Below are 2678 nucleotides of genomic sequence, written 5' to 3'. Positions count from 1 at the left end.
AGCGAGGGAATAATCTCGTTGAGTTCGTTTGCTATTTGATTTCATTACACTCTCCAAATTAAGTTTGAAAAGTGTCAACGCTATTTAGGACGGGTCAGATTAACTTAAAAAGGCGGGAGTTCCCGCCTTTTCTTTGCCTACTCGACTATCAGTACCTTGGCATGCGGATAGGGCGTACGCACTATGCCATCATCGGCATAGACCTCAACTAGATACCAACCTGGATCACTGACCATTATCGTGGTTTGTGCTGCACTTGTCGATGAGAAGGTGGCAGTGGCATTTGTTGGCGGCTCTACTCGCCATTCGTAAGTCAGCGGGTCGCCATCAGGATCGCCTGCGTTAACCACCAAGCGAATGGGCTGATCCGCTTTAAGCTCATCCAATACCTGCATGCCAAGAATATAGGGCTGGCGATTGGTGCCCGCTTTAACCTGTACCGACATAACATGAGGCTCGCTCGATAGTTCACCATCAGAGGCCGTTACGCTCAGCGTATAGGTACCAGCCTTATCGAATGTGAGGCTTACTTCATTGTTTTCTATATTGCTAAGCTGCGCCTCACTTTGTGCTGGTTTATTTATCAACTGCCACTGGTAAGTGAGTACATCACCATCTGGATCTTGGCCTTTGGCGATAAAAGAGGCTGTTTTATACAGCTTCACTTGGCCCGATGATAGCTCGATTTGAGCACTAGGCGCACTATTAGACGATGTGACACGATGGATCAATGACTTTTGGCTCGTTAAAGCCCCATCAGACGCCTGCAGCGTTATTTTGTAATCGCCTGGGTCTTGCGCTAAAAAGGTGGCTTTGGCGCTGGTTTCATTTTCAAGACTGTATGTGGCGCCTTCTGGTGCTTCTATTTGCCATAAAAAGTCTAAGGTATCGCCATCAGGGTCTGTAGTTGCTGAGCCATCGAGCGTCACTTGCTGATAGGTTTTGCTTGAGCTTGGCGTGTTTAATAGCCGCACAAAGGGTGCGCCATTGTCAGCTGTTGCAGTGATCTCTTTGGTTGCCACAACATATTCTCCACTGCTTGCCGTGAGCCTTAGTTGTACTAAGTAAGTACCGGCGGCATCTGCAGTGAAAAGCGCTTCAACAGCATCGTGAGTAGAGAGTTTAGCGCTGCTACCTTGGGGTTTACTCTTTAACTGCCAAGTAATTCCCACCCCTTCATACAGCTTGCTATTCGCTGCGCTGAGTTTAATTTCGGTGCCCACCTTTACGCTGCTAGGGGCAGAAATCACCGGCTCTAAGGATTGTTCTTGAATAGTAATTGTGCCTTCGGTGCTGTGCTGTAACTCACCGTCATCAACAATTAAGCGAATGGTATACTTACCCGCTGATTGAGCCTTAAATAATGCCTGAACGCCGGTATGGGCACTAAGTTGAAACTCGGCAGAGCTATTGTGAGGCTGTGCTTGCCACTCATAATTTAGCGTATCGTTATCCGCATCGAAGCTTGCTGAAGCATCTAAATGAATAGTTTCGTTCTTACCAAAATGTGTTTGCGCCAATTCAAAGCGCGCCACCGGCGCAGTATTATTGCTACTGTCAGCGACAGTAATGGTGGTTAGCACTTCACTGCTATTATTGTTGCCAGCGTCAACCACCAGCTTGAGCTGATAAGTCCCCGCGACAGTGGGTATAAAGGTAGGCTTCAACGTCTCTTTGTCAGTGAGTTCAACTGCGCCATCTTCAGGCACACTGTGCCATTGCCAAGAAAAACTGCCGCCACGAGGGATCACACTTTGGGTCGCATCAAGCTGTATTCGTTGTCCTCGCTGAGCCTGAGTGACCGCAGCAACATGAGCCTTGGCCGATTGCGAGGTGTTCTCTACAACAGGTGTCGCATCCTTGTTACTGTCGCTTCCTCCACACCCCGATAGCGTTAAACAAAATAATGGGCAAAACAAAGCAAGTCCTTTGTACATTTCTATATCCTTATAAAGTTCCTATAAAAGGAATGCTGCATTAAATTTATTTTAGTTTCCATTGCAGTATCAATAAGATGATTAATTATTGATACTAATTCAAATCTGAAAAATACTAGATATATTGACTTTAATTATCACTGTGTAAAAGATAGACATTACTGACTTTGATAAAAAGGGATTGCCGTTATGGTTAAGTACTTATTGGCATTAGCTGTTGTATATTCATGCTCTTCATATTCACACAGCGTGTACTCCAGAGCCAGTGAGTGCGATGTTGACGAGGGTTCGGCGCAATCTGTACAAGTAACATATCGAGGCCGTATGGGGTCATACAGTGACGATGAGCTAATTACACAGACTAAAGAAAAGCTGCTGCATAAACTGCAAGATATCGCCGACAATACCGATGCGGGTATCATGGAAACGGCTGTCAGCTTTAAACGTGATCCGAACTCATCCAATATTGATGCAATTGCGCAAATCGCATCAGTCACTGAATGCTACGGTGATAGTTTTAAAATAACGAAAGAGAATATTGATTATTTATCATCAACAGTTTTCAAATATACGAGTAACGACCTTGATATAGAAACCTCATTCACATTACCAGCCGCCCCCCTAAAACAGCTTCAGCAGTTAACGCGAATTCAAGTCCGAAGTGCACCACTCGCTAAATTAGGCTGCATTGCGTAATTCATTGAACACAACGACAGGCTGCTTGTAACCGAGACACTTCCT

2 protein-coding genes are annotated in these 2678 nt (G+C 45.4%); one reads left to right on the top strand and one right to left on the bottom strand.

Going from position 1 to position 2678, the window contains the following annotated elements; genetic code table 11:
* Positions 1-137: 137 nt before the first annotated feature.
* Positions 138-1937 (bottom strand): PKD domain-containing protein, encoded by a 1800-nt coding sequence (locus MHM93_RS19250; protein WP_239450219.1) that lies wholly within the window; start codon positions 1935-1937, stop codon positions 138-140.
* 189 nt (positions 1938-2126) lie between these two features.
* On the opposite strand from MHM93_RS19250, the gene MHM93_RS19245 reads away from it, so the two are divergent.
* Positions 2127-2633, top strand: a complete 507-nt coding sequence (locus tag MHM93_RS19245; protein WP_239450218.1) for a hypothetical protein — start codon at positions 2127-2129, stop codon at positions 2631-2633.
* Positions 2634-2678 lie beyond the last annotated feature (45 nt).

The sequence above is a fragment of the Pseudoalteromonas sp. MM17-2 genome (assembly GCF_022347945.1).
Taxonomy (GTDB): Bacteria; Pseudomonadota; Gammaproteobacteria; order Enterobacterales; family Alteromonadaceae; genus Pseudoalteromonas; species Pseudoalteromonas ruthenica.
The sequence above is the reverse complement of the archived record's forward strand: the minus strand, read 5'-3'. Positions and strand labels throughout refer to the sequence as shown.

Excerpts from the sequence above, each read along its gene's own strand:
- MHM93_RS19250 (WP_239450219.1), bottom strand. The coding sequence starts at position 1,937 with ATGTACAAAGGACTTGCTTTGTTTTGCCCATTATTTTGTTTAACGCTA.
- MHM93_RS19245 (WP_239450218.1), top strand. The coding sequence starts at position 2,127 with ATGGTTAAGTACTTATTGGCATTAGCTGTTGTATATTCATGCTCTTCA.